Here is a 26,797-nt window from a genome sequence, read left to right on the forward strand (position 1 = left end):
GGCAGGCTCGAAGGCGTCGAAAGGGTCTGCGGATTCAGCCGCAGGCCGCCTTTGCCGAGCTCAGTAGAGCAGCGCCTCGACGTGCGCGGCGGCGCTGGCGGCCAACGCACGCAGGTCGTATCCGCCTTCGAGGCTGGACACCAGCCGGCCGCCGGCATGCGCATGGGCCAGTTCGACCAGTTGGTGGGTGATCCACGCGTAGTCCTCGGTGCCCAGTCGCAGGTCCGCGAGCGGGTCGTCGCGGTGCGCGTCGAAGCCGGCCGAGACCAGCACCAGTTGCGGCTTGAAGGCGTGCATGCGCGGCAGCAGTTCGTGATGCCAGGTCTCCCGGAATTCCATCGAGCCGGCACCGCCCGGCAAGGGGGCGTTGATGACGTTGCCGACGCCGTGCTCGTGCGCGAAGCCTGTTTCCGGGTACAGCGGCGACTGATGGCTGGAGACGAACATCACCCGCGGCTCGCGCTCGAAGATGTCCTGCGTGCCGTTGCCGTGGTGCACGTCGAAGTCGGCAATCAGCACGCGCTGCAGACCGTGCGCGGCGACGGCATGCGCGGCCGCCACGGCGATCGAGTTGAACAGGCAGAAGCCCATCGCCTCGCCCGGGGTGGCATGGTGACCGGGAGGGCGGACGGCGCAGAATGCGCGCGGCGCCTGGCCTGCGAGTACCGCGTCGACCGCGGCGCAGGTGGCCCCGGCGGCGCGCAGCGCGGCCTCGTCGGAGCCCGGCGACATCCAGGTGTCCGGATCCAGCTGCACCCGATCTTCCAGGGGGGCGCTGCCGAGCACGCGGTCGACGTGGGCAGCGTCATGCACGCGCAACAGCTGCTCGCGGGTGGCGCGCGGCGCCTCGACCCGGTCCAGCGCGGCGAAGCGGTCGGCGTCCAGCGCCTGCAGCACGGCCTTGAGGCGCAACGGCGATTCGGCATGCCCCGGACCGGGGTCGTGCCGCAGGCAACTCGCGTGCGTGTACAGGCGGAGCATGGAAATCAGGCAGCGGGAGGGGCGGGCTTGCGCCGGCGCTCGTGCTGCCACAGCACCTCGCCGTGGCCGCTGGCGCGGGCCAGCACCCGGCACAGCACGAACAACAGGTCGGAGAGCCGGTTGAGATAGCGCGATGCCTGCGGACGGATGCTTTCCTCGCGGCCCAGCGCCACCACTTCACGCTCGGCGCGGCGGCAGACGGTACGCGCCAGATGGCAGCACGAGGCCGCCATGCCGCCGCCGGGCAGGATGAAATCCTTCAGCGGCGGCAGCGGGTCGTTGAAACGGTCCAGCACCTGCTCCAGCCGGGTGATGTCGGCGTCGTCGATCATCGCCATGCCCGGGATGCACAGCTCGCCGCCCAGGTCGAACAGCTCATGCTGGACCTGGGTCAGCGCCTCGGCGATGTCCTCGGGCACGCCGTCGCAGGCGAGCACCATGCCGATCGTGCTGTTGAGTTCGTCGACGGTGCCGTAGGCGGCGACCCGCAGCGAGTCCTTCGGGACGCGCGAACCGTCGCCGAGCCCAGTGCTGCCGTCGTCGCCGGTGCGGGTGTAGATCTTCGAGAGGCGGTTGCCCATGGCGGCTTCAGCCGGCCAGCTTGGTCCGCGAAGCGTCGGCGGTGCGGGCCAGCAGGGACACCAGCACGTGGAACACCGCACCGATGGTCACGTACATCGCCGTGGTGCCGAGGAACGGCAGGTACCAGTCGCCCAGGTTCGCGAACCAGCCGTCCAGGCTGCGCACGGCAGCGGTGACCGGCGAGAGCCAGTAGAAGCTGCCGTTGGACAGCAGGTAGCACACGCCCTCGCCGACCAGCAGCGCCAGCGCCGCCATACCCAGGGTGGACGCGCGCAGGCCAACCTGATGGCGGGCCAGCCAGCTGCCGCCCAGCCACAGCGCGAAGTAGGACGGTACCAGGAACCAGTAACCGGCCGAGACGCAGTAGTGGCTCCAGAAGCTCAGGCCCTGGCTGGTGATGGCGAAGAAGTCCACCAGCACGGCCAGCGCCATCAGCAGCGGGAACGCCCAGCGCGCGGAGCCGCGCAGCCAGAAACCGGCCAGGAAGAACACACCCCAGGACGCATCCGGGATCGCGTCGAAATGGTGCAGGCGCGTGGCGGCCATGACCAAGGCAAGAAGGCTGAAGGTGCCGAGGCGCTGGGTCTGCGTCATGGCCATGAAGGGCTCCTGGGAATGCGGCGAAAATCGACCCCCTAGTCTAGTCGGCCGTCCGTCGCTTGGCGACCCGCACCGCCGCGACGCCCCGCCGCTGCGGGAACCGCGGGCCGGGCGCGTATCATGCGGCGGATGAACCTGAACGACCCGGCCGCTCCGCGCGGCGTCCTCATTGTCGGTGGCGGGCTGGTCGGCGCCAGCCTGGCGATCGCGCTCGATGCCGCCGGCGTGCCGGCCACCCTGCTCGATGCGGCGCCGCCGCGCCGCGCCGCGCCCGCCAGCTACGACGAACGCAACCTGGCGCTGGCCCGCGCCACCGTCAACGGCCTGCGTGCCCTGGGCGTGTGGCCGCATGCCGAGGCGCGCGCCACGCCGATCACCCGCATCCAGGTCAGCCGCGCCGGCGAGTTCGGCACCGCCCGGCTGGATGCCGCCCGCCACGGCGTGGACGCGCTGGGCTGGACCCTGCCGGCCCGTGAACTGGGCGAAGCGCTGGAGCGCCGGCTGGACAGTTGCCGCAACCTGGTGCGCATGGCACCGGCCACGCTGGAAGGGATGGGGCCGGTCGAGGGCGGCTGGCGCGCCACCGTCCGCACGCCCGACGGAGCCCGCACGTTCGATGCCGCCCTGATGGTCGGCGCCGACGGCACCGAATCCTTCGTGCGCGAGCGGCTGGGCATCGCCGCCGAACGCCACGACTACGGCCAGACCCTGTTCGTCTGCACCATCACGCCGGAACGCGATCCGGCCGGTCGCGCCTTCGAGCGCTTCGGCGACGACGGCCCGATCGCCCTGCTGCCGCTGGCCGAGCGCCGCGCCGGCCTGGTGCTCACCGTGCCGGCCGAGCAGGCGGATGAGATCGCCGCGCTGGACGACGAGGACTACGCCGCGCTGGCCCAGCGGCGCTTCGGCGGCAAGCTGGGGCGCCTGTCCCGGCCCGGCCGACGCCAGCCCTGGGCGATCCGCCGCGTGGCGGCGGCGCGGCTGACCGGCCCGCGCGCCGTGCTGGTCGGCAATGCGGCGCAGACCGTGCACCCGATCGGCGCGCAGGGTTTCAACCTGGGCCTGCGCGATGCGCTGACCCTGGCCGAGCTGGTTGCCGAAGCGGCCGATCTCGGTGCCCCGGCGCTGCTGGACACGTACGCCGCGCGCCGTGCGCCCGATCGCGAAGGCACGATGATGATGAGCCACGGCCTGGTGCAGCTGGCCTGCCTGCCGCAGCCGCTGCTGGCGCCGTTTCGCTCGCTGGCCCTGCTGGCCTACGACCGCGTGCCGCCGCTGCAGCGCCTGCTGGCCCGGCGCGGCATGGGCTTCCGCGGCGAGCCACCGCGCGCCGTGCGGGAGCCGTTGCCATGAGCCGGATGATCGGGCGGGAGGATGGCGTACGCCGCCGCGGTCCGGCGCTGGACGTGGTGGTGGTGGGCGGCGGCATGGTCGGCGCGGCCACCGCGCTGGCGCTGGGCCGGGCCGGTTTCGCCACCGCGCTGGTCGAGTCGCGCGAGCCGGCACCGTGGCAGCGCGAGCAGGAGGTCGACCTGCGCGTGGTCGGCATGGCCGCGTCCTCGATCCGCCTGCTGGACGAGCTGGGCGTGTGGCCGGCGATCCGCGATGCACGCGCCTGCCCCTACGAGCGCATGCATGTGTGGGATGCCGCCAGCGGCGCCGCGATCGATTTCGACGCCGGTCGCGAGGGCCTGGCGGCGCTGGGCTACATCGTCGAGAACGCGCTGGTGCAGTCGACGTTGTGGCAGGCACTGGACGGCACCGGCGTGCAGCGCGTGTGCCCGGCCGAGGTGGCCGGTTTCGAGTCGCGCGATGACCGGGTCGACGTGGCGTTGGCCGATGGCCGCACGCTGGCCGCGCGCCTGCTGGTTGCCGCCGACGGCGCCGGCTCGCCGCTGCGCACGATGGCCGGCATCAATACCCGCGGCCGCGACTACGCGCAGTGCGGCGTGGTCGCCCACGTGGCGACCGAGCGGCCGCACGAACACACCGCGTGGCAACGCTTCCTGCCCGGCGGTCCACTGGCGCTGCTGCCGCTGGCCGACGGGCGCAGCTCGATCGTCTGGTCGCTGCCCGAGGATGAGGCGGCGCGCATGCTGGCGCTGGACGAGGCGGCCTTCCGCGACGCTCTGGGCGTGGCGATCGACTTCCGTCTGGGCCGCGTCACCGGCTGCAGTGCGCGCGCGGCGTTCCCGTTGCGGCTGCAGCTGGCCGAACGCTACGACGCGCCGCGCTTCGTGCTGCTCGGCGACGCGGCGCATGCGGTACATCCGCTGGCCGGACAGGGCGTGAACCTCGGCCTGCGCGACGTGGCCGAACTGCGCGAGACCCTGATCGATGCGCGCAGTGCGGGCCGCGACATCGCCGCACCGCACGTGCTGCGCCGCTACGCGCGCCGCCGACGCAGCGCCGACACGCTGGATGCGCTGGGCTTCGATGCGCTGGCCCGGGTCTACGCCTGGCAGGCGCCGCCGCTGGTCGCCGCCCGTGCCCTGGGCGTGCGGTTGATCGACCGTTTCGCACCGCTCAAGCAGAGGCTGTCCGACCACGCTGCCGGTCGCTGACCGCTCGCCCTTTCGCCACCACGGAGTCGTCCCATGCGCCTGCTTCGTCTTGCCTCGCTATTGCTGCTTACACTCGGTCCGGTCGCCGCCCATGCGGCGATGGTGCACAAGACAGTGACCTGGACCCGGGACGGGACCACCTTCAAGAGCGTGCTGGTCTACGACAACGCGACTTCGGCCAAGCGCCCCGGGCTGGTGATGGTGCCGAACTGGTACGGCGTCAACGCCATGGCCGTGAAGAAGGCCGAGATGATCGCCGGCTCGCGCTACGTGATCCTGGTTACCGACCTCTACGGCGAGGGCGTACGGCCAACCAGCAATGACCAGGCCGAGGTCGCGACCAAGCCCCTGTATGCCAACCGCCCGCTGATGCGTCAGCGGATGAACGAGGCACTGGCGCAGCTCAAGGCGCAGGCCAAGGATGCGCCGATCGACCTGACGCACCTGGCCGCGATCGGCTTCTGCTTCGGCGGCACGGCCGTGCTCGACCTGGCGCGCAGCGGTGCCGACGTGGCGGCGGTGGTGTCGTTCCACGGTGGCCTCACCACCGACGATCCCGCCCTGGCGAAGCAGATCAAGGCCCGCGTGCTGGTGATGAACGGCGCCGACGACAGCTGGACCATGAAGGATGCCGATGCCTTCATGAACGAGATGCGCGGCAGCCCGGCCGACTGGCAGTTCGTGGTGCTCGGCCACGCCGTGCACTGCTTCACCGAGACCGACCAGCACAGCCCCGGCTGCATGTACGACGCCCGCGCCGCCGCGCGCAGCTACCGGCTGATGCACGACTGGCTGGATCACGCGTTCGCCGGCACCAACTAGGTCCCGGGTCACCGGACAGCGTTGCCCCGGCAAAAGCGCATCGGACGGCGAGGGATCCGGATGGCCGGGGGCGGGATCGTGACATGGCTGCCGCGATCCCGAGGTGACGCGCGCGGCGTCCGGCCGGCAACAGGCGGCCGGTTCCCGACCTGGACCGCGGCGGCCGGCATTTGCCTTGGCGGAGAAGCACGATGCAACATCTGCCGATGACAATCGACCCCCTTCATGCGTCGGAGGATCGCCTTCGGCGCCGGGCGCGGCAGTACATCGAAAATCGCCAGCTGGTTGCTGCACAGGCGACACTCGAGACCCTGCTCGAGCGGGTGACCCACGATGCCGTCGCCCGCATGCAACTCTCCGACGTGTTGCTCGAACGTGGCCAACTGCGCGCATCCACCAGGGAACTGCTGGCAGTCATGTCCGGGCTTCCCGATGACGCCGCGCTGCTCACGGAACTGGCTCGGCGCCTGTGCATCCGCGGCGAAACCATTGCGGCTCGGGTTTGCCTTGAGCACCCCTCGATCGCGCACGAATCGTCAGCCTCGTTGCTCGCCGTGCAGGCCCACCTGCGCTGGATGCTCAATGAGATTCCAGCGGCACTTGTCTTGCTCGAGCGTGCAATGGCTGCGGGTGTCGACACGCCGGACGAGCATTACCTGCACGCGATGCTGCTTCAGTTTTCCGGTCAGATGGAGGCGGCGGGGGCGGTGCTCGATACGTGCTTGCGCCGCTGGCCGACCTTCAGCGGTGCGGCGATGGCGCGAGCTCGCCTGCGCCGGCAGACCGCAGGATCGAACCACATCGACTTCCTTCGGGCACAGCTTGGCCGTATCCCGGTCAACAGCCATGTCGCCGCGGACAATCTTGTACGTGCCGAATTCGAGCACGCCCTCTTCAAGGAGCTCGATGACCTCGGGCAATACGGCGAGGCCTGGTCGGCGCTGGAGCGCAGCAATGCAATCATGCATGCGCTCAATCCGTACGATGCTGCCGGTGAAGCTGCAGTCACGGACGCGATCATTCGCCAGCCCCTGGCCGGCCCGGCCGTCAGCACGCAGCTGCCTGAGTCCGGTGGCCCCATACCCATCTTCATCGTTGGCATGCCCCGGTCCGGGTCGACCCTGCTCGATCGCATGTTGTCGAACCATTCGCAAGTGGTTTCCGCGGGGGAGATCAATGAACTGTTGCGTCAGCTGCAGTGGCTCGCGGATGTGCCCGATGGCGGCGTGCAGCGCAGGCTGGAGCTCATCAATCGCAGCAGGGACATCGATTTCAAGGAGCTCGGAGCGCGCTACCTGAGGGAGACTCAGTGGCGCGCGCAGGGACGCGGGTACTACATCAACAAGCTGCCGACGAACTTCCCGTTCGTCGACATCATTCACCGAGCATTGCCACATGCCCCGATCCTGCACATGGTGCGGGAACCGATGGACGTGTGCTTTTCCAATCTCAAGGCCATGTTCGGCAATACCTCGGCCTACAGCTACGACCTAGCGTCGCTGGCGCATTACCACGGGCAGTACGTTCGTCTGATGAGACATTGGCGCGCCACGCTCCCCAGTGCCGTGCTCGATGTTTCATATGCCGCGCTGGTCCGGCAGCCGGAGAAGGTGATGCACGAGGTGCTGGCGTATTGCCGGCTGGACCTGGAAGAGGATTGCCTGCACCCCGAACGCAATACCGCACCGGTGGCGACGCCGAGCAGCGCCCAGGTTCGCGAGGCCATCCACAGCCGCGGACTCGGTGAGTGGCAACATTACGCTGCGCAACTGGAGGCGTTGCGGCTGGCGCTGGCCTGATCGCCGGTTTCTTCGGCCGGACCGGGCGCGACGCGGTGTTCGCTGCCGAGGGATGGCTGAACAGGAAACAGGAAGCCCCGGGAAACGTCGGGGCTTCGGGCGTGGGACCGCGCGCTTCGCCAGGTCCTCCGCGGGCGGATGCAAGCTATTAAACCCGCATCGATGGCGGCCGGTCTGCCACGTCACGACCAAATGCCGGATTCGGCGTCCGCCCCATGCGGAACACCAGCGTGCCGCCCCTGGCCAGCTCGGCGTGACCGATCCAACTGCGCGTCCACGGCTGGCCATTCCATGTCACCGACTGGATGTACGGCGCGTCCTGGCCGTTGCCCTTCGTCTCGATCACCAGCGTACGGTCGCCGCCGAGGGCAAGTTCGGCCCGGTCCAGCAACGGGCTGCCGAACACGTAGTTCGTGCTGACCGGGTCCACTGCGTACAGGCCCAGCGCGCCGAGCACGTACCAGGCACTCATCTGGCCACAGTCCTCGTTGCCGGCCAGGCCGTCCGGCGCGGCGCGGTACATGGTGTCCAGCAGCATGCGCACCCGCGACTGCGTCTTGTGGTGCACACCGGCGTAGGCATAAAGGTAGGCCACGTGGTGGCTGGGTTCGTTGCCGTGGGCGTACTGGCCGACCATGCCGGCGATGTCCGGCGGTGCGTTGCCGGACAGCGAAGGGGCCGCGTTGAACAGGCCATCCAGTTTGGCCTCGAACGCCTTGTCGCCACCGAACAGCGTCATGTACTCGGCCAGGTCGTGCTGGTTGAGGAAGGTCGCCTGCCAGGCGTTGGACTCGGTGAAGTCGCGCCACTTGTCGGAGTGGCCGACGGCATCGGGCGAGAACGGCTCCAGCCACGCTCCATCCGCGCCGCGTGGACGCACGAAGGTGACTGACTTATCGAACACGTTGCGGTAGTTGCGCGAGCGCTGGCGCAGTGCCTTGGCCTCATCGTGCGCACCGGCCGCATCGGCGATGTGCGACACCGCCCAGTCGTCGTAGCAGTACTCCAGCGTCTTGCTGACGGCCTCCCAGTCCTTGTCGCTGGGGATGTAGCCGAGCTTGCGGTAGTACGGCAGGCCGCGGTAGTCGTCGACCATCGCGCGCTGGCGGAACAGTGGCCAGGCCCTGGCCACGTCGATGCCGGGGAAGCCCTTGGCGACCGCCTCGGCGACCACCGAGGCGGAGTGGTAGCCGATCATGCAACCGGTCTCCATGCCCTGCAGCGGCCATACTGGCGGGCCGTCCGGGCTTTCCGCGGCCATGCGGATCAGGCCGTTCACCAGCATCGGCACGCGCTCGGGCTGCACCAGGGTGAACAGCGGATGCAAGGCACGATAAGTGTCCCACAGCGAGTAGGTGCTGAAGTTGTGCTGCCCGGCCTCGAGCTGGTGGATCTTGAGATCCATGCCGCGGTAGCGGCCGTCGACGTCGTCGAACAGCGTGGGCGCCAGCATGGTGTGGTAGAGCGAGGTGTAGAACACCCGCTTCACCTCGTCCGACGGCGCGTCGATGCGGATGCGGCCGAGCTCGCGTTCCCAGCCGGCCAGTGCCCGTGCCTGGGTGCCATCGAAGTCCCAGTCGGGTTGCTCGTGTTCCAGGTTGCGCAGCGCGCCGTCGATGTTGACGCCGGAGAGGCCGACCTTGACTAGCAGCGGTGCCTCGCCCACCTCGTCGAAATGCAACGCCGCCTTCAGGTGGTTGCCACGGGCTTCGGCTGCGCTGCCCTGCGTGGCGTCGTCGCTGAACAGCTCGGCACGAGCGAACGGCCGCGAGAGCTTCATGGCGAAATGGATGTGCCGTCCGTTGGCCCACTGGTGCACGCGGCGCGAGCCGACCAAGGTGTCATGGCCGACCACGCGGAGGGTGGCGTCGCTGACCTTGCAGGGCGTCTTCGGATCGTCGTGGAAGCCGTGCGCGAGGTCGACCAGCAGATGGCCCTTGCCCTCGCGATGGAAGGTGTAGCGATGCAGGCCGGTGCGCTCGGTGGCGGTCAGCTCGGCGAGGATGTCGTGGTCCTTCAGGCGCACGCGGTAGTAGCCGGGGTGCGCCGATTCCTCGTCGCGACTGAAGCGCTGGCGATAGCCCTTGCCCGGCGTGATCACCGCGTCCAGCGGCAGCTGCTGCGGCTTGCCCGGCGCCGGCGGCAGGTCGTAGCGCGAGCGGTAGTTGATGTCCGGCCGGCCGCGGTCGCCGGGTTCGAGTTCCACCGGACCCTGCGCCGGCATCACCAGCACGTCGAGCATGTCCGAGGCGCCGGTGCCGGACAGGTGGGTATGCGAGAAGCCCATGATCGAGCCGTCGCCCTGGTGGTAGCCCGAACAGGCGTCCCAGCCGGCGTCGTAGGTGTCGGGGCTGAGCTGCACCATGCCGAACGGCACCGAGGCGCCGGGATAGGTGTGGCCGTGGCCGCCGGTGCCGACGAACACGTCGACGTAGCGGGCCAGCCCTGCGCCCAGCGTTGCGGCGGATGTCGGCGTACGCAGCGCATCAACCAGCGCGGCGGCCAGCGGCGTCGTGCGCGCCAGCCCGGTGCCGAGCAGGGTGAGGGCGGTGGCGGAACCTTGCAGGAAGCGGCGGCGGGTCACCATGGTGCTGTTTCTCCGTGGGCGGGGAAGGTGGGAGGGTTCAGGCCTGGAGCAGCCGGGGGCGCTGTTCGGCCAGCCTGACGATCAGCTCGCCGAACAGGCTGTTGGCCCAGGCGAACCAGGAGCGCGTGTATTTGGCCGGGTCGTCCTGGTCGAACGCCTCGTGCATGAAGCCGGTGCCGGCATGGCTGGTCTTCAGCCAGTCCAGGCACTGCGCGATCTCGGGGTCGCTGTCGCTGGTCAGCGCACGCATCGTGATCGACATCGGCCAGATCATGCGCAGGCCCTGGTGCGGGCCACCGATACCCTGCGCGGCCTTGCCGTCGAAAAAGTACGGGTTGCGGTCGCTCCAGGCCAGCGCACGGGTGCGTCGGTAGCGTGGGTCGTCGGCAGTGCAGGCGCCGAGATAGGCCAGGCTGGACAGGCTGGGCGAGTTCGCGTCGTCCATGAATACCTGATTGCCGAAGCCGTCCACTTCGTAAGCCCAGACGTCGTCGTTGCCGGTCAAGCGGCCATGGCGGTGAAGCGCCTGTTCCACCTCGTCGGCCAGTGCGCGGCAGTCGGTGGCGAAGCGCGAGTCGTGGTGGATGGATTCGCTCATTGTCGCCAGCTGGCGCAGCGAGGTGACGGCAAAGAAGTTGGACGGTACCGACAGCGGATACAGGCAGGCGTCGTCGGAGGGCCGGAACATCGAGTGGATCAGGCCGACCGGCCGCGTCGGGTTGCCGTAGCCGCCCAGTGGCGGATTCTCCGAGGCCACTTCGGACAGGCGCTGGAAGTGGTAGGGGCCGCGATCGTGCTTGCGCTGCTGAGTGCGGAAGGTGGCCAGCACGCTGTGCATCGCCGCGCGCCAGTCGTCGTCGAACGGCGCGGTATCGCCGCTGGCCTGCCAGTAGCCATGGGCCAGCCGGATCGGCCAGCACAGCGAGTCGATCTCCCATTTGCGCTCGGCCACGCCGGGACGCATGTCGGTATCGTCGTGCAGCGCCCAGCTCAGTGCGGCGCGGCTGCGCGGGTCGGGCAGGAAGGCGTTGGCATAGGGATCGATCGCGATGCAGCGGGCCTGGCGATGGATCAGGCCGCGATACAGCCGCTGCAGCGCCTTGTCTCCGCGCGCCAGCGGCAGGTAGGGCCAGACCTGGGCGGACGAGTCGCGCAGCCACATCGCGTCGATGTCGCCGGTGACGATGAAGGTGTCCGGCCGGCCATCCAGCGAGTCCAGGTGCACCGTGGTGTCCAGCGTGTTCGGGTAGCAGTTGCCGAACAGCCAGGCCAGCTCCGGATCGCCGATCTTCGCCGTGGTCTGCGCCAGCTGCCGCTCCACCGCGGCGCTGGTGAACAGGCGTCTGGCCGGCGGCGGACGGTGGCTGGCGTAGCGCCGGGCGGTGGCTGCGGCCTGTGCCCGGGCGAAGCCGGTGCCCGAGGCCAGTCCACCGGCCGCGGCGCCGGCGAGCTTGAGCAGGGTGCGGCGGGTCATCGTCATGGCGTGGTTCCATGCGGCAGGGTGGCGTCGACCAGCGAGCGCAGGTGCATAGCGTGCCGCAGTGTGTTGAGGCTGTCGCGCGAATCCACGCGCAGTGTGATCGGCTCGCCGGGTAGCAGGTCGATGTCGTTGTCCGATAGGGTGGCGTCGAGGTTGCCAAAGTCGATCCACACTGCACGGGCGAAACGCGCTGCCTCAAGGTCGAGGACCAGGCCGCGGTCGCCCTGCCGCAGGGTGGCGTGGATGTCCGGCTGCGGCAGGGCGAGATCTACTGCTGGCCGGAAGTACAGCAGATGGTGCGACAGCACCACGCCGTCGGCGACCAGCTCGAACACTGCCACGGTGCGGCGTGGGTCGGCGCCGCGCAGCAGCGCGGCATCGGCGAGATCTGCGATGCGCGTGCTGGCCAGCGGCGGCAGCGTCACGGCGCGCGTGGTGTCCGAGACCATCGTGCCGTCCATGCCGATCACCCGCGTGCGCAACTGGGCGGCCAGTGGCGTGGTGCGGTCGGACACCAGGAACACCCCGGTGCGGCCGTCCCGGCGCAGCGGCACCGCGCGCACCGGCGCGTAGAAGCGCCGGGCGCGGAATTGCAGCGCCTTCCAGCGGCCATCAACGTCGATGCTCGACCACGACGCGCCGGGCCACACGTCGTTGAGCTGCCAGTAAAGCGCGCCCATGCTGCGCGGCCGTGCGCTGCGCAGGTGGTCCACCGCCAGCGCGATGCCGTCGGCCTGCATCACCTGGCTGAGGTAGGCGAACGACGCGAAATCCTTCGGCTCGCCGTAGCCGCGGCGCACATAGAGCATCAGGCGCTGGTTGCCGTTGCCATGGTCGAATTTCTGGTGTGCGCGCATCACCGGCGAGTCGATCGCCAGGTCCTGCGGCGTGGCGAAGCGGCGGATGGTGGCCATCACCGGCAGCGACTGCAGGCCGAATTCCGACTGGAAGCGCGGCGTGCTCTTGAGGTAATTCTCCACCGGCGCCGAGCCGCCCCACACGTCCCACACGTGGGCGTCGCCGCTGTCCGGGCTGTTGGCCGGCGCACCGCCTTCGCTGTCCGGCGAGCCCGGCCAGTACGGCACGTCGGGATCGAGCTGTGAGGCAACGTCGTGCAGGGTGCCGTCGAACAGCGCCTGCATGCCCTGTTCGATGCGCGCGCTTTCGGTCGGGCCGATGCGCCGCCGGAATGCCTGCCGGTCGCCCCAGCTCTCCCAGCTGGTCTGCACCTCGTTGTTGCCCGACCACAGCACGATCGAGGGATGGTCGCGCAGCCGGGTCACTTGCTCGATCGCCTCCTGCTTCACGTTGGCGCGGAAGACGGCATCGGGCGGCGGGATCGCCCCGCCGAACATGAAGTCCTGCCAGATCATCAGGCCGCGGCGGTCGGCCATGGCGTAGAACGCGTCGGGCAGGTAATAGCCGCCGCCCCAGACGCGCAGCATGTTCATGTGCGCGTCGCGCGCATCGTCCAGCAGGCGGCGCATGCGGGCGTCGGTGGTGCGCGAGGGCAGCGAGTCGAACGGCACCAGGTTGGCGCCCTTAGCGAATACCGGCACGCCGTTGACGACGAAGGCGAAGCTCTGGCCCCAGCGGTCGGGCGTGCGGCACAGCTCGATCGAACGCAGGCCGATCTCGCGTTGCTCCTGCGCGACCACGCGGTCGCCGACGGTGACTTCGGCCGACATTGCGTAGAGGTTCGGCGCGCCGTAGCCGGCCGGCCACCAGCGTTGCGGATGGGCGATGGTCAGTGGCAGGTCGAGCTGCTGCTCGCCGGCGACGAGCTGCACCGCGCGCGTGGCCGAACCCTCGCGACCGTCGGGTGCGCGCCAGTGCACGGTGAGCTGCGCCGGGCCGGCGGCATCGGCGCGGATCGCGAAGCCGGCGCGCAGTCGTGCCTGGTCGGCGTCGACGTGCAGTTGCGCCACATGGAAATCGTCCAGTCGCCAGCCGCTCCATGCTTCCAGCCGCACCGGCTGCCAGATGCCTTCGGTGATGATCCGTGGGCCCCAGTCCCAGCCGAACTGGTAGGCCGCCTTGCGCACGTAGTTGGCGACCTGGCGACCGGGAGGTTCGTCGCCGAAGGCGGAGTCGAACTCGCCGGGCAGCGCGTAGGGCTGTTTCGCCAGCCACGGCTGCAGCCGTGTCACGGGCGAGTGGAAAGTGATTTCCAGCGTGTGCTCCGCGGCCCGGTCGAGGCCGTCGAGCGGTACGCGCCAGCGCCGGAACATGTTGTCCGCGTGCAATACCGGGCGTCCGTCGAGGGTGACGTCGGCCAGGGTGTCCAGGCCGTCGAACACCAGCGCGAGGTGGCGTTCGTGGCGTAGCGCGGGATCGACGGTGAAGTGCAGGCGGTACTGCCAGTCTGCCAGCCCGGCCCACTGCACCTTCGCCTCGTTGTCACGCCAATCGGGATCGGGCAACTGGCCATCGGCGAGCAGGGTGGCCTGCACGCTGCCGGGTACGGTGGCGGTCTGCCATGGGGCGGCTTCTGGATGCACTTTCGCCGCCGGTGAGCCGGGCGCGAGGCGCAGTTCCCAGCCGTGATCCAGGCGCATCGTGCGAAACGCCGTCGGACCGGCCGAAGCCGGCCCAGGCAGCAGCCCCGCAAGCAGTCCCCAGGCGCAGCAGCGAGCGAAAATTTGGATCGATCTGATCTGCATCCGCCAGACCCTGCCACAGATTTGTGCCGCCGGGGGCAAATGCCGTCAAAGAGCCGTCCGGGCCTCGTTCCGAGGCCACCGTGGTGGGGCGGTCGATGCCGGATCAGTGCCGGCGTTCGACCGAGTAGTCGGCCAGCGCCAGCAGGGCGTCGCGATGAGGTGAGTCGGCCAGTTCGGCCAACGCCGCGCGGGCGGCGCGGGCGTGCTGCAGCGCGCGCTCATGGGTGCGTTCCAGCGCGCCGGAGTCGCGGATGGCGGCGACGATGCGGTCGAGCGAGTCCAGTCCGCCGTGCTCGATCGCATGGCGCAGCGACTGCGTCTGTTCGGGGCTGGCTTTCTGCAGGGCGTAGATCAGCGGCAGGGTCGGCTTGCCTTCGGCGAGGTCGTCGCCGATGTTCTTGCCCAGCGTGTCGGCGTCGGAGACGTAGTCGAGCAGGTCGTCGGCGATCTGGAAGGCGTAGCCCAGCTCCATGCCGTAGCGGCGCAGCGCGGCGACCTGGTCGACCGGCAGGCCGCCGAGCAGGCCGCCGAGCTCGGTGGCGGCGGCGAACAGCACCGCCGTCTTGCGCTCGATCACCGCCAGGTAGGCTGCCTCGTCCACGTCAGCATTGCCGATGTTGAGCAGCTGCAGCACCTCGCCTTCGGCGATGGTGTTGGTGGTGTCGGCGAGGATGCGCATGATGCGCATGTCGTCCAGTTCCACCATCAGCTGGAACGAGCGCGAGTAGAGGAAGTCGCCAACCAGCACGCTCGCCGCGTTACCCCACAGCGCGTTGGCGGTCTTGCGGCCGCGGCGCAGGTCGGACTCGTCCACCACGTCGTCGTGCAGCAGCGTGGAGGTGTGGATGAACTCGATGATCGCCGCCAGCTTGGTGTGCTTGTCGCCGCGGTAGCCGGCCGCGCCGGCGGCCAGCACGTGCAGCATCGGTCGCAACCGCTTGCCGCCGCCGGCGATGATGTGTTCGGCGATCTGGTTGATCAGCACCACGTCGGAGGACAGCCGGTGCCGGATCAGTGCATCGACGTGCCGCATGTCGCCGGCGGCCAGCTCGCGCACTCGGGTGAAATCGTCGGGGCGGAGGGCGTCGGCGGGCATCGGCATCTTTGCGGTCAGGGTGGTCACAAGCGGCCGATTATAGGGCGGGCGCAGGATCGCGCGATGGCGCGACACGTCGCCACAACGGACGACCCGGTCGCGATTCGTATAATTGGCGGATACCTTCGCCGATCCGGAACCTCCCGTGAGTGCACTTTCCCGACTCGAGCGCCGCAGCGCATTGACCCTGGCCTGCGTGATCAGCCTGCGGCTGTTCGGCCTGTTCCTGATCATGCCGGTGTTCTCGGTCTACGCGCAGACGATGCCGGATGCGTCGGACTGGCTGATCGGCATGGCGCTGGGTGTCTACGGCCTGGGCCAGATGCTGCTGCAGATCCCGCTGGGCATGCTGTCCGACCGCATCGGGCGCAAGCCGGCGATCACCCTGGGCCTGGGGGTGTTCATCGTCGGCGGGCTGGTCGCCGCCGCGTCGCACACCCTGGTGGGCATCGTGATCGGTCGGGCGCTGCAGGGCATGGGGGCGGTCGCCGGGGCCGGCACCGCGCTGGCGGCGGATCTCACCCGCGAGGAGAACCGCTCCAAGGTGATGGGCATCATCGGCGTGTCGATCGGCATGGCCTTCCTGCTCGCGCTGATCCTCGGCCCGCCGCTGGAGGCGATCGACGGCCTGCCTGGCCTGTTCGCGGCCACGTCGCTGCTGGCGCTGTTCGCGCTGATCCTGCTGTGGCTCATCGTGCCCACGCCGGAGCGTTCGAAGGCGCCGGCGGCGAGCAGTTTCGGCGGCGTCGCCTCGATGCTGGGCGACAGCCGGCTGATGGTGCTCAACGGCTCGGTGTTCTTCCTGCACATGCTGCTGACCGCCAGCTTCGTCGGCCTGCCGCTGCTGCTGGTCAACCAGCTGCACCTGCCGGTGCAGAAGCACTGGGAGCTGTATCTGCCGGTGATGGTGATCGCCGCCCTGGTGATGGGCGGGATGATGCACCGGATGAAGGAGGTCGCGCAGAGCCTGCGCATCGTGCAGGCGTGCATCGTGGTGATCGGCGTGTCGCTGGTGCTGTTCGCGCTTGGCGGCGATCACGTGCTCCTGCTCGGCGTCGCCGCGACGCTGTTCTTCTCCGGCTTCAACCTGCTGGAGGCCTCGCTGCCGAGCCTGGTCTCGCGGCTGGCGCCCGCCGAGCTGCGTGGCGCGGCGATGGGGGCGTATTCCACCAGCCAGTTCGTCGGCGCCTTCGTCGGCGGTGCGCTGGGTGGTTACGCGCTGGGGCGGCTGGGGCCGGCCGGCGTGTTCGCATGCGCCGCGGCGATGACCTTGCTGTGGTTGCCGCTGGTGGTGGTCGGCGCGCGCCGGATCGCCGCCCGGGCGGTCGCTGCCGAGGCCGATTGCAAGACGGGCCTGTCGACCCAATCATGACGTCCTGCGGCCGGTTACGGCCGCGTCAGGGACGTCGCGCATGGCTCATGACCTGATAGCGCTGATCGCGCACTACGGCCTGTTCGTGGTGTTCATCAACGTGCTGGCCGAACAGGCTGGCGTGCCGGTGCCGGCGGTGCCGACCCTGGTGGTGGCCGGCGCACTGGCGGCGGGCGATCGGCTGCCGCTACCCGGCGTGTTGCTGGCGGCGCTGGCGGCCAGCCTGATCAGCGATACCGGCTGGTACCTGGCCGGTCGTCGGTTCGGCGGCGGCGTGATGCGCACGCTGTGCCGCATCTCGCTCTCGCCCGATTCCTGCGTGAAACAGTCCGAGCTGCGCTTCCAGCGCTGGCGCGGACGCATGCTGCTGGTCGCCAAGTTCGTGCCGGGGCTGTCCACCGTGGCACCGCCGCTGGTCGGCGCGATGGGTCTTCGCCCGGGCGCCTTCCTGTTGCTGGACGGCGTCGGATCGCTGCTGTGGGCGGGCGCGGCGGTGGGCGTGGGCTACGTCTTCGCGCCGCAGATCGACCGGGTGATCGACGCCATCGAGCAGGCCGGCGTGGTCGCCCTGCAGGGTCTGGCCGTCCTGCTGGTGCTCTACATCGTGGTCAAGTGGTGGCAGCGCCACCGCCTGCTGGTCTCGCTGCGGATGGCGCGGATCTCGGTCGAGGACCTCAACGAGGCCATCGCCGCCGGGCGCAACCCGGTGGTGGTGGACGTGCGTTCGTCCGCGGCGCGACTGCTGGACGGGCGCGCCATCCCCGGCGCGCTGCTGGCCGACCTGGAGGGCGTGCACCTGGCGCTGGCCGACGTGCCGCGGGACCGCGAGCTGGTGATCTACTGCAGCTGCCCGAACGAGGTCTCGGCGGCCAAGGCCGCCAGCCTGCTGATGTCGCTGGGTTACCGCAACGTGCGGCCACTGCAGGGCGGGCTGGAGGCCTGGCAGGAGGCGGGTTACCCGGTGGCCACCCTGTCGGGCGAGCGCGGCGGAGCGCACGACCGCGCCGCCTGAGCCGCCCGCTCAGGGAATCGGGCAGCGGCCATCCAGCGGTTCGCCCCGTGCCGCGTCGAGCGACCCGGGCGTGGCCGGGTGCGCGGCAACCGGATCGAACACGATCCTTGCCCGAACGTTGTCGCCGTTGCTGCCCCTGATGTTGGCCAGTCCGACGAACTGCAGCAGCTCGCGGTCCGCGGCGTCGTACGCCACGTCGATATGGGGCAGGGCGAAGCCGATCCAGCTGGCCAGCCCCAGCCGGTAGCGACGGGCCGGTCGCCCCTCGACCCGTGCGTCGTCGAGGCGGCGCACCTTGAAGTCGAGTGCGCCCAGGCGGCTGGGGATCAGGAATGGCACGGTCTCGGCGTCGCCGCGGCCGAGACGGTCCCAGTGCTGGCGGATGTAGGCGTCGAAGCCGGCGTCGATCACCAGATCGGGCGAAGCCGGCAGTCTTGCGCTCCGCTCGGTGGCCCCGCCACCCGGCTGCACGAACACGACCCGGCCGTCACCGGTCCGGCGCACGCCCTCGCGGTAGCCGCTGCGGCCGTCGGTCAGCTCGAAGTCCGGCGCCTGGGCCGGCCCGTCCTCGCGCAGCCACTTGCGCGCGAACGGCCGCCCATCGGGGCAGCGATACAGCACCAGTCGGGCGGGAACGCCGTGGTCGGCGTAGAGCCAGTGGCTCTCGGTGTACATCAGGTGACCGTCTCCGGTGGCATAGGCCCGGCCCTCGAGCTGGCGGATGCCGGTGCCGCCCGTGGGCGCGGCGCCCGTGGCATGGCCGGCCGAAGCCGCGGACAGGATCAGGCCCGCGAGCACGGGCAACAGGGGGATGGTCCTCAAGGTCGGCCTCCACGCCGGCGGGAGCAGGTGGCGCCATGGTCATGGCGCTGTCCAACGTGTTTACGCGCGCCGCTGCGCCGCGGATGCGGCGGGAGATGCCGGCCCGGGCACGGGCCGAGCCGCGGCGGTGGGCTCGGGCTATGATAGGGGGCCATTCCGGAGCCGGCCGACGCCGGTGACCCGGTCATCCACGACCGCCGGCCGGCCTCCCGGGCCGGTCAAGCACAGCGAGGTAGTTCCATGGCACGTGGCATCAACAAGGTCATCCTGGTCGGCAATCTGGGCGCCGATCCCGAGGTGCGCTACACCGGCAGTGGCACCGCCATCGCCACGCTCAGCGTCGCCACCTCCGAGAGCTGGACCGACAAGCAGAGCGGCGAGAAGCAGGAGCGCACCGAGTGGCACCGCGTCAAGCTGTTCGGCCGCCTCGCCGAGATCGCCGGCGAGTACCTGAAGAAGGGCCGGCAGATCTACGTTGAAGGCTCGCTGCGCACCGACAAGTACACCGACAAGCAGGGCGTGGAGCGCTACAGCACCGACATCGTGGCCAGCGAGATGCAGATGCTCGGTGGCGGCAGCGAAGGTGGCATGGGCGGCGGTGGCGGTGGTGGCGGTGGCTACCAGCAGCGTGGCCAGGGCGGCGGTGGCCGTTCCGGTGGTGGCGGCGGTGGTGGATACGGCGGTGGTCGTGGTGGCAACAACAACGACTTCCAGCGCGGCGGCAACGACATGCCCCGGCAGGCGCCTGCTCCGGCGGATACCGGCGGTTTCGACGACGACGACATTCCGTTCTGAAGCGGTCGCTGCTTCAGCCTATCAATGCAGAAACGGCAGCCTCGGGGCTGCCGTTTTCGTGTCCGGCGCGCTACGCCCGGATCCACCGCCACAGTTCGCCCCAGCTTGGCTTCTTGCCGTACATCAGAATGCCGGTGCGGTAGATGCGCCCGGCCAGCCACACGCAGGCCAGCAGACCCAGCACCATCAGGCCAAGTGACAGCGCCAGTTGCGTGGGTGGCACGGCGGTCATCGACCAGCGGACGGGCATGGTGAACGGAGCGAAGAACGGGATGAAGGACATGGTGGTACCCAGCATGCCCGAGGGGTTGTTGATCAGCCCGAACATCGACATGAAGCCGACCACGATGCTCATGGTGACGAAGACGGCGTACTGCTGCGCCTCCTGAATGGTGTTGCACATCGCGCCGATCGCTGCGTACAGCGAACCGTAGATCAGGAAGCCCAGCGTGAAGTAGAGCAGGAACACCGCCAGCAACGATGGCGGCATGCTGGGAATGGCGAAATTTCCTGCGGCAGCGCCGATGCCGAATGCACCGGCCAGGTGCGGGCCCTGGCTGCCGAGCACGAGGGCCGTGCCCACCCATATCGCCATTTGGGTCAGGCCGGCCAGTCCCACGCCCAGCACCTTGCCCATCAGCATCTGGAACGGGGTGAGCGAAGAGGTGAGCACCTCCATGATTCGGGAATTCTTTTCCTCGATGACGGAGGTCAGGGTGCGGCTGCCATAGGACAGTATGGCGATATAGAGGATGAAGCCCATTGCGTAGGCGAGCACGAACGATGCCTTGCCGCTCTGTCCGGTGAGCTTGCCGTCGGTGACCTTGGCGGTGTCTACGTCCGCGGGCGCCATCGCCTTGGCGACCAGCGCCTGGTCGACGCCGGCATGCGACAGTCGCACGCCGGCGAGCGCCTTGGAGATTTCGCGTTGCAGCCGGCCCATGCCGTTGGGCGAACTGACGTCGTCGCCGTAGTAGTGCAGCTTGCCGCTGGCCAGCGTGTCGGCATCGAGAACCAGTACGCCATTCCAGCCATCCGGCTGCGTGTCCCGTGCGAAGCCGGCCTTGGCGATCAGGCCGCTTCGTACCTGGTCGAGATGTTCGGTATCGGTGGTGAACAGGGTCAGTTCGTAGCGCGGCCTGACCTGCGCGCTGTCGCCGAAGGTGGCGGTCCCGAGCGCGGTGATGACCGGTTGGCCGAGCCCGGCGCCGGAGGCATCCACCACCGCCACGCGGCTGGTGTGGTCGCCGCCGCGCATCAACAGTGCCGGCAGTACCGCCATCGCCACCATGAATACCGGCAACAGCAAGGTGGAGATCAGGAAGGCCCGGGTACGCACGCGTTCCACGTACTCGCGGCGGATCACGGCAAAGGTCTTGTTCATGCGGCGGCTCCGGTGGCAACCGGCAGGGGGGTGGCGTCGAGATCGGAGCCGACCTTGGCCACGAAGATGGCGTGCAGCGAGGGCTCCACCACTTCAAAGCGGCGCAGGCCCACGCCGGCGTTGACCAGTGCCGCGAGCAGCTGCTCGGGCTGTGCGCCTTCAGCCATCTTCAGTTCGGCGCTGGCGCCGTAGTCGTCCATCCGTGCGATCAGTCGCGGATCGGCGAGTACGGCGTCGGCGAGCGGTCGATTGTCGGAAAACCCCAGTGCGACGTGACGTCCGCCGAAGTCGGCCTTCACCTGCGCCACGGTCCCGTTCGCCACCAGCTTGCCGCGGGCGATGATCGCCACGCGATCGCACATGCGCTCGGCCTGCTCCATGGCGTGGGTGGAAAACAGCACCGTGCGGCCGCCGGCAGCGATCTCCACCACGATGTCCTTCATGACCTGTGCGTTGATCGGGTCGAGGCCGGAAAACGGTTCATCCAGAATCACCAGCTCCGGTTCGTGCAGCAGCGCACCGGCGAACTGAACCTTCTGCTGCATGCCCTTGGAGAGGTCCTCCACCTTCTTCTGCGTCCAGTTGGCGATTTCCAGGCGCTCCAGCCAGACCAGTGCGCGACGCCGCGCCTCGGCGCGCGAAATCCCCTTCACTTCACCCAGGAACACCAGGTGATCCAGCACCTTCATCTTCTTGTAGAGACCGCGCTCTTCGGGGAGGTAACCGATGCGTGAGGAGAGGTTGCGGCCGCTGCCGCTGCCGCTGGGACCGAACAGGGCGATGCGTCCTTCGTCGGGTTGCAGGATGCCCATGATGAGGCGGATGGTGGTGGACTTGCCCGCGCCGTTGGGGCCGAGCAGGCCATAGATGCCACCGGACGGTACCTGCAACGACAGATTGCTCACGGCCGTATGGCCGGCGAACCGTTTGGTTACCGATTCAACGCTGATGCTGGACACGCGCACTGCTCCCTGTTCGCCGGTCTCCCCGACCTGCCGCAGATCAAGCTAGCACGGTGCAAACGGCGCCCCGAAGTGTCGTTTGTCACCTGTCTTCATCGCGGGTAGGAGCGCGCCAGGACGAGAGCGTGGAACGGGTCGGCCGACCGTGTCGGCGCAAGCATGCGCAGACCATCCCGCGAACTCCCGCTCCGGATCCGGTCGCCGCGCATCGCCGCGCGGAGCCCCGCTCTGATGGTCTGTCAGGCGCTCAACGGAAATGGTGGATGAAGCCGACCTGGAAGCCGCCGGGCAGCCAGCTCAGGATCAGGGGGGACTTCCGCTTGGCCGACCAGATGCCGATGCCGGTGCCCAGCGCGGCGCCGACCAGCACGTCGCTCTGCCAGTGGCCGCGGACCTTCATGCGTGCGACGGCGTCATAGGCCGGCAGCAGGGCCAGTGCGTAGACCGCGGGGTGTTCGTCGCCGTAGTTGACGATGAACGGGGTCACCGCGGCGGAGATCGCCGCGACCTCGCCGCTGGGGAAGCTCTGCGCGTGCGAGCTCTTGAACCACTGGTCCGGGCTGGCGGTCTGCGATGGTCGCTCGCGGCGGAAGGTGTACTTCATGCCGGTGGCGGCGACGCCGGTGATCACCATCGAATCGACCGAGCGCCAGAAGGTGTCGCCGAGCTTGTCGTTGTCGCCCAGCGCCAGCGCGCCGACGCCGACGGTGAGGATGCTGCCGTACATCAGCGCCAGCTGGTTGTTGCGCTTCCAGATGCCGCTGTTGTCGTAGTGCAGGCGGTGGTCGATGCCGAACGGGCCGCCAGCGGCGCGAACTGGCGACGTGACCAGGACCGTGGCGAACAGGCACAAGGCAAGGCAAAGGCGGCGCATGGCGAATCTCCCCGATCATCGCGGGGACGAGCCCCGGACGCCCCGAGCCTGCGCGTGCCGGCTTTCGTCCCGCTTACGTGGGGCCAGAGCATCCTCCGGGCGGGCAGGTCACTACTTGACGATGGTCAGTATCCGGGGTGGTCGAGCGCCTGCCGCTCGGTCGGCTTTGCCGTGGAAGTATCCCCGCTTTCGCCTCGTCATTGACTTCGGAGGAGTGCCTGCTTGACTGTAAGTGCCAGTGTGAGTGACTTGTGCACGAGGCGAAAAGGCAAAAGGAAGCCAGGATTAGGATGAAACGTCTCGCATCGATCGCCATCGCGCCCTTGATGGCACTCACCGGCTCCAGTCACGCTCGGGTGACCATCACAGGAGCGTTACGAGGCGATGCATGGGATGCGATCGTCCAGGTGCTTGAGCAGAACCAGGCTTTGTCGCAGGCGCGTGCGGAGATGCTGTTCAATGCTGGCGGCAGCGTGGTGATAGGCCATTACACCTACGGGATGCCGGATGATCGCAAGGCACCGGTCTCCGACCTGCTGGATTATCCGAACCAGCAAGGGCGCATGGGGAGCGAGATCGGCGATCTCCAAATCGAGGTGGTCGGTGCAAAGCGTCTGGTGCTTCGTCTGGACGTCCATTTCCGTCCGGAAGTCTGCATCAATGCGAAGGCGGTCATCGCCCGCTATGGCTTGAAGAATGCACCGCCGATGGAGCCCAATCCGGGCGCAAGGGCGGTCGAATTCGCGAGGACGTTCCCCGGTGGGAATCTGTGGCTGGACGTGCCGGTGCCGCCGGCCAACCTACCTTTCACCATGGTCAATGGGGCCAGCTGCGTGAGCGAGATCGGCATCTTGTCGAATGCGCCGCTGCCGTTGAAGCGCTGACGGTCGTGCCTGCCGGGGCGTGCCCGCGAAACGCCCCGGCGATGGGATGGCTGACGATGCCTGGAGCATGCGCGTGGCTTGGCTGCCTCGCCGCCGATCAGGCGCGGGAGAATGCCATGCGCTCGTCGGTCGTGAGTGGCAGGTCGATTGCCCTCTGTTCGCGCTGCGAGGCGAACCCGGCCTCGATCACCGCCATGGTCGCCAGTGCCTCGATTGCACGCACCGGCATCGGCGCCTCACCCCGCAGGGCGTCGCGCAGGCCGGCGTAGTAGGCGCGCTGGTCGCCCGGCGCCGTCGCTCGCCGGGTCTCGCGTCCCTCGCCATCGATCACGATCAGCGCGTCGGGATCGTCGCCCCAGCCGGGAGTGCCGGGGATCTGTCCGGCCAGCATCTGCGCCTCCTGGCGGTCGGCACCGGCCTTGACCAGGCTGCCGCGGGTGCCGTGGACGACGAAGCGTCGCGCGCCGCCGGCGACCAGCATGCTGGCGTGCACGATCACCTGGCGAGTGCCGTAGTCCAGCCGCACGTGTGCCCAGTCCTCGCTCAGGCCACCGGTGCGCTGGATCGCCAGGCCGGCGTGTACGCGCTCGGGCAGGCCAAACAGTTGCAGCGCCTGATCGACCAGGTGCGGGCCGAGGTCGTACCAGATACCAGCACCGGGCCCGGCCGATTCGCGCCAGCGGTCACGCACCGCAGGGCGGTAGCGGTCGATGTGCGACTCGAAATGCATCACCTCGCCGATCGCGCCGTCGTCGATCGCCTGCTTCACCGCGAGGTAGTCGCTGTCCCAGCGGCGGTTGTGGAATACCGAGAGCTGGCCGGGCGAGACCTCGGCCAGCGCGATGAGCGCGCGTGCTTCGGCCAGGTCCAGCGCCATCGGCTTGTCGATCACGACGTGCCTGCCGGCGCGCAGGGCGGTGCTGGCCAGAGGCGCGTGGGTGTCGTTGGGCGTGGCGATCACCACCACGTCGATGCCGTCGTCGGCGATCAGCGCGTCGGGCGTGGGCAGCACGCGCAGGCAGGGCAGGTCGGCGTGCACCTTGGTGGCGTCGCGCGAGGCGATGGCGGCGAGTTCCATGCCGGGGGTGGCGCAGATCAGCGGCGCGTGGAAGGTCTTGCCGGCGTAGCCGTAGCCGATCAGGCCGACGCGGATGGGTGGATAGGCTGTCATGGTGAGTCCGGTGTCGAGCGCGCCTTGCATGCCCAAGACGCTGGATCCCGGCTTTCGCCGGGATGACGGTTCCTGGCACTGAGAGTCAGCCAAGGAGTAGACGGGTGTCGATCGACAAGAGCTTATCGGCGCCGGATGGCTGCGTCGCCCTCAAGCCCCCTGGCCGTCATCCCGGCGAAAGCCGGGATCCAGTGCCTTGTGCCGCATCGCCTGCCTGTCACCCGTATCTGCGCGTGCGGGCTCCGCGCGCTTCCCCCAAAAGACGAAAGCCCGCCAGGGCGGCGGGCTTTCGAACATGCCCGCCGGGTCGCGGACCTACTTCACCGTGATCGTGTCATTGCCGCGATCTTCATCCGGCAACTCGTGCTTCGGGTCGAGCTCGACCGAGGTCACCGGTTGGGCGCCATCGACATGCACCGCGTAGCTGGTGTGCTGCATCCAGGTTTCCACCGGCACGCGCACGTCGCGCTTGCTGCCGTCGGCGTAGGTCAGCTCCATGGTATTGGGCAGCACCAGCTTGTCGTGGTTGGACACGGTGATGTCCGCGCCGTTCTTCCAGCCGCCTGCGGCCGGCGCGACCTTGTCCACGCTCATGTCGAATTGCCAGTTGTGCTCGAACCAGCCGCGCCAGAACCAGTTGAGGTCTTCGCCGGTCTCGCTGTCCATGAAGCGGAAGAAGTCCGACGGGCTGGGGTGCTTGTACGCCCAGGTGGCGATGTAGCGGCGGAAGGCCGGGTCGAAGCGCTCCGGGCCGATGATCTGCTCACGCAGCAGCACCAGACCGAAGGCGGTCTTGAAGTAGGTGATCGGGTGGCGGTACTTCTCCTTCACCGCGTCCGCGTAGGTCATCGGCGGCGGGGCGTCCGGGTCCTTCAGCAGCGCGGCGATCTGCTCGGCCGGCGTGCCCTTGCCGGGTGCGTACTCGCTGTCGCGCTTGGGCGCGTACTTGCCGCCGTCGAAGGCCTCGGCTTCGTACACGTCGACGAAGGTGTTGAAGCCTTCGTCCATCCAGGCGTCGCGGCGTTCGTTGCTGCCCACGATCATCGGGAACCAGGTGTGCCCGATCTCGTGCGCGATCAGCATGCGCAGGATCGGGCCGGCGGCCTTCTTGTGGTCGAAGGTGATGCCCGGGTACTCCATGCCGCCCGCGGTGCCCGCTTCGTTGATGGCCACCGGGTACGGATACGGGAAATAGGTCTTGGAGAAGAACTCCACCGATTTCTTCAGGTCCTGCGTGGCCACGCCCCAGGCCTTGTCGCCGGCGCTCTCCACCGGGTAGGCCGACATCGCCAGCGCGGTCTTGCCGCCGGGCAGGTTGATGCGCGCGGCATCCCAGATGTACGCCCTGGAGGCGCCGAACACCGCGTCTCGGGCGTTCCTGATCGCGAAGTGCCAGGTCAGCGTGCCGCCCTGCTTGGGGCGCGAGGCCGGGTCGGTGACCTCTGCCGCGGTGCGGATCATCACCGTGGCGTCGCTGTGGCGGGCCTGGTCCAGGCGCTTGATCTCGGTCTTCGTCAGCACGTCCTGCGGGTTGAGCAGTTCACCCGATCCGACCACGATCATGTCCGACGGCACGGTGATGCGGTAATCGAAGTTGCCGTACTCGAGGTAGAACTCGCTGTTGAGGAAGGGCTGGGTATCCCAGCCGCGCAGGTCGTCGTAGACGCACACCCGCGGGTACCACTGCGCCATCTCGAAGATGTCGCCCTGCTTGTTGGCGTTCCAGTCGGTGCGGCCGCCGAATTCGCCGGGCACGGTGTAGTCCCAGGCGATGTGCAGCTTCAGCTTGCCGTCGCGGGCCTTCAGCGGCGCGGGCAGGATCACCTGCATGCGGGTGTCGCTGACGATCCACTGCGCCTTCTGGCGATGGCCGGAGGCGTCTTCCACCTCGACCGAGCGGATGTGCTCGCCGTCGGTGAACTCGGTCGGGAACTTGCCGTCGCCGAAGGCGCCGCGGGCGTCCTTCGTGTAGCGGTTCTGCTCCACCTGCAGCCAGATCACGTCGAGCGCGTCGGGGCTGTGGTTGGTGTAGGTGATCGTCTCGCTGCCGGTGAGCTTGCGCGCGACCGGATCGAGCGAGGCCTGGATGGTGTAGTCGGCACGGTTCTGCCAGAACAGCGGGCCGGGCTTGCCGCTGGCATCGCGCATCGCGTTGGACGCATGCGGATAGACGAACGGGGCGAAGGTTTCCAGCGGATTGAACGCGCCGGACGTGGTATCGGCGGCGTGCAGCGGTAGCGCCGCGCCGAACAGCATCGCCAGGGCGGTGGCGTGCCGCATCGATGGGATACGCATGGGATGGGGTTCCCCTGGGTTGGCAAGAAGTTGCGGAGGAACGGCGCGTTGC

At 69.0% G+C, this 26,797-nt stretch carries 21 protein-coding genes; 8 read left to right on the forward strand and 13 right to left on the reverse strand.

Translation table 11 applies throughout. The features are described 5' to 3' along the window. Window positions 1-60 precede the first annotated feature (60 nt). The 3 genes from NC595_RS07595 to NC595_RS07605 are packed head-to-tail and all read right to left on the reverse strand — an operon-like array spanning window position 61 to window position 2,163. The gene (locus tag NC595_RS07595; protein WP_253565775.1) at window positions 61-981 is read right to left on the reverse strand and encodes a histone deacetylase family protein; all 921 of its coding nucleotides are present in this window, start codon (window positions 979-981) and stop codon (window positions 61-63) included. A gap of 5 nt (window positions 982-986) precedes the next feature. Further along, window positions 987-1,562, reverse strand: a complete 576-nt coding sequence (locus tag NC595_RS07600; protein WP_253565776.1) for a cob(I)yrinic acid a,c-diamide adenosyltransferase — start codon at window positions 1,560-1,562, stop codon at window positions 987-989. Between the two features lie 7 nt (window positions 1,563-1,569). Beyond that, window positions 1,570-2,163, reverse strand: a complete 594-nt coding sequence (locus NC595_RS07605) for a hypothetical protein (RefSeq protein ID WP_253565777.1) — start codon at window positions 2,161-2,163, stop codon at window positions 1,570-1,572. Between the two features lie 129 nt (window positions 2,164-2,292). On the opposite strand from NC595_RS07605, the gene ubiH reads away from it, so the two are divergent. From ubiH to NC595_RS07625, 4 genes are all read left to right on the forward strand, one after another. Further along, window positions 2,293-3,516, forward strand: coding sequence for a 2-octaprenyl-6-methoxyphenyl hydroxylase (gene ubiH / locus NC595_RS07610; protein ID WP_253565778.1), 1,224 nt, complete (start codon window positions 2,293-2,295; stop codon window positions 3,514-3,516). Further along, on the forward strand, window positions 3,513-4,727 hold the full coding sequence (locus NC595_RS07615; RefSeq protein WP_253565779.1) for a UbiH/UbiF/VisC/COQ6 family ubiquinone biosynthesis hydroxylase: 1,215 nt from the start codon (window positions 3,513-3,515) through the stop codon (window positions 4,725-4,727). The genes ubiH and NC595_RS07615 overlap by 4 nt, the downstream gene beginning before the upstream one ends. A 33-nt stretch (window positions 4,728-4,760) precedes the next feature. Then, entirely contained in the window at window positions 4,761-5,549 is a 789-nt protein-coding gene (locus tag NC595_RS07620; RefSeq protein WP_253565780.1) for a dienelactone hydrolase family protein, read from the forward strand. Window positions 5,550-5,740: 191 nt separating this feature from the next. Further along, window positions 5,741-7,348, forward strand: coding sequence for a tetratricopeptide repeat-containing sulfotransferase family protein (locus tag NC595_RS07625; RefSeq protein WP_253565781.1), 1,608 nt, complete (start codon window positions 5,741-5,743; stop codon window positions 7,346-7,348). A 148-nt stretch (window positions 7,349-7,496) separates the two neighbouring features. Here the strand turns inward: NC595_RS07625 and NC595_RS07630 are convergent, their stop codons facing one another. The 4 genes from NC595_RS07630 to NC595_RS07645 form a co-directional block, all read right to left on the reverse strand. Further along, a complete protein-coding gene (locus tag NC595_RS07630) occupies window positions 7,497-9,935 on the reverse strand; it encodes a GH92 family glycosyl hydrolase (protein ID WP_253565782.1) in 2,439 nt (812 codons plus the stop codon). Window positions 9,936-9,972: 37 nt separating this feature from the next. Beyond that, window positions 9,973-11,415: a glycoside hydrolase family 125 protein gene (locus NC595_RS07635; protein WP_253565783.1), complete on the reverse strand. Its 1,443-nt coding sequence runs from the start codon at window positions 11,413-11,415 to the stop codon at window positions 9,973-9,975. After that, window positions 11,412-14,078: a beta-mannosidase gene (locus tag NC595_RS07640; RefSeq protein ID WP_425493086.1), complete on the reverse strand. Its 2,667-nt coding sequence runs from the start codon at window positions 14,076-14,078 to the stop codon at window positions 11,412-11,414. Before NC595_RS07640 ends, NC595_RS07635 begins: the two co-directional genes overlap by 4 nt. 103 nt (window positions 14,079-14,181) lie before the next feature. Then, the gene (locus tag NC595_RS07645) at window positions 14,182-15,174 is read right to left on the reverse strand and encodes a polyprenyl synthetase family protein (RefSeq protein WP_425493087.1); all 993 of its coding nucleotides are present in this window, start codon (window positions 15,172-15,174) and stop codon (window positions 14,182-14,184) included. Window positions 15,175-15,319: 145 nt separating this feature from the next. On the opposite strand from NC595_RS07645, the gene NC595_RS07650 reads away from it, so the two are divergent. Both NC595_RS07650 and NC595_RS07655 read left to right on the forward strand, forming a co-directional pair. Beyond that, window positions 15,320-16,546: an MFS transporter gene (locus NC595_RS07650; protein ID WP_253565786.1), complete on the forward strand. Its 1,227-nt coding sequence runs from the start codon at window positions 15,320-15,322 to the stop codon at window positions 16,544-16,546. A gap of 40 nt (window positions 16,547-16,586) precedes the next feature. Continuing rightward, entirely contained in the window at window positions 16,587-17,558 is a 972-nt protein-coding gene (locus NC595_RS07655; RefSeq protein ID WP_425493088.1) for a VTT domain-containing protein, read from the forward strand. A gap of 9 nt (window positions 17,559-17,567) precedes the next feature. Here NC595_RS07655 and NC595_RS07660 read toward each other — a convergent pair whose 3' ends face one another. Next, the gene (locus NC595_RS07660; protein ID WP_253565787.1) at window positions 17,568-18,380 is read right to left on the reverse strand and encodes a hypothetical protein; all 813 of its coding nucleotides are present in this window, start codon (window positions 18,378-18,380) and stop codon (window positions 17,568-17,570) included. Window positions 18,381-18,620: 240 nt separating this feature from the next. Between NC595_RS07660 and ssb the strand changes: the two genes are divergently transcribed. After that, entirely contained in the window at window positions 18,621-19,175 is a 555-nt protein-coding gene (ssb, locus tag NC595_RS07665; protein ID WP_253565788.1) for a single-stranded DNA-binding protein, read from the forward strand. Between the two features lie 70 nt (window positions 19,176-19,245). On the opposite strand, the gene NC595_RS07670 is transcribed toward ssb, so the two are convergent. The 3 genes from NC595_RS07670 to NC595_RS07680 all read right to left on the reverse strand — a co-directional run bounded on the left by NC595_RS07670 (window position 19,246) and on the right by NC595_RS07680 (window position 22,395). Then, window positions 19,246-20,559, reverse strand: a complete 1,314-nt coding sequence (locus tag NC595_RS07670) for an ABC transporter permease (RefSeq protein WP_253565789.1) — start codon at window positions 20,557-20,559, stop codon at window positions 19,246-19,248. Next, window positions 20,556-21,518, reverse strand: a complete 963-nt coding sequence (locus tag NC595_RS07675; RefSeq protein ID WP_253565790.1) for an ABC transporter ATP-binding protein — start codon at window positions 21,516-21,518, stop codon at window positions 20,556-20,558. The genes NC595_RS07670 and NC595_RS07675 overlap by 4 nt, the downstream gene beginning before the upstream one ends. 250 nt (window positions 21,519-21,768) lie before the next feature. Beyond that, window positions 21,769-22,395: a phosphatase PAP2 family protein gene (locus tag NC595_RS07680; protein ID WP_253565791.1), complete on the reverse strand. Its 627-nt coding sequence runs from the start codon at window positions 22,393-22,395 to the stop codon at window positions 21,769-21,771. Between the two features lie 290 nt (window positions 22,396-22,685). Here NC595_RS07680 and NC595_RS07685 point away from each other — a divergent pair, with 290 nt between their 5' ends. Beyond that, on the forward strand, window positions 22,686-23,279 hold the full coding sequence (locus NC595_RS07685; protein WP_253565792.1) for a hypothetical protein: 594 nt from the start codon (window positions 22,686-22,688) through the stop codon (window positions 23,277-23,279). 97 nt (window positions 23,280-23,376) lie between these two features. Here NC595_RS07685 and NC595_RS07690 read toward each other — a convergent pair whose 3' ends face one another. Together NC595_RS07690 and NC595_RS07695 are read right to left on the reverse strand one after the other, a co-directional pair. Beyond that, a complete protein-coding gene (locus NC595_RS07690; protein WP_253565793.1) occupies window positions 23,377-24,450 on the reverse strand; it encodes an oxidoreductase in 1,074 nt (357 codons plus the stop codon). Window positions 24,451-24,765: 315 nt separating this feature from the next. Beyond that, on the reverse strand, window positions 24,766-26,745 hold the full coding sequence (locus NC595_RS07695; RefSeq protein WP_253565794.1) for a M1 family metallopeptidase: 1,980 nt from the start codon (window positions 26,743-26,745) through the stop codon (window positions 24,766-24,768). Window positions 26,746-26,797 lie beyond the last annotated feature (52 nt).

The organism is Dyella lutea, from assembly GCF_024158035.1.
Lineage (GTDB): Bacteria > Pseudomonadota > Gammaproteobacteria > Xanthomonadales > Rhodanobacteraceae > Dyella_A > Dyella_A lutea.